This window comes from Lentilactobacillus kisonensis DSM 19906 = JCM 15041 (genome assembly GCF_001434135.1).
Lineage (GTDB): Bacteria > Bacillota > Bacilli > Lactobacillales > Lactobacillaceae > Lentilactobacillus > Lentilactobacillus kisonensis.
This window is the reverse complement of the sequence record NZ_AZEB01000106.1, coordinates 1-327: the sequence shown is the minus strand read 5'-3', so window position 1 is coordinate 327 and position 327 is coordinate 1. Positions and strand designations below refer to the sequence as shown.

The 327-nt window shown below is 41.6% G+C and carries 1 protein-coding gene; it reads left to right on the top strand.

Annotation, left to right across the window (positions count from 1 at the left end):
* Positions 1-321 (top strand): DUF7679 family protein (locus tag FC98_RS13925; RefSeq protein WP_420805300.1); only part of this gene is annotated, 321 nt, incomplete at its 5' end.
* Between the last annotated feature and the right edge of the window lie 6 nt (positions 322-327).

Below are 327 nucleotides of genomic sequence, written 5' to 3'. Positions count from 1 at the left end.
GTTGGCAAGATTCAGAAGATTTATAAAATGGCTTGGTTTAAAACCAGAGGCCTGCCAATTACACGAGGTCAATTGATGGGAGCAGCCTACTGGACCGAACGTCCGTATGTCCAAGTTGCCGGATATTTGACTCATAATTATGTTTGGTGGAGTCAACAACAAATTAGCAAAGACATTACCTATTGGCAACGTCAATTTTATCAGCAAACGGCTTATCACAGTCCCCTTTGGCGGAAAATTACCAATTGGCGGATTCGACGCCAATTAGGGCGAATTAAGCGACAACGCTGGCAAAAGAATATTCAATATTGGCATATTTAAAGTAGT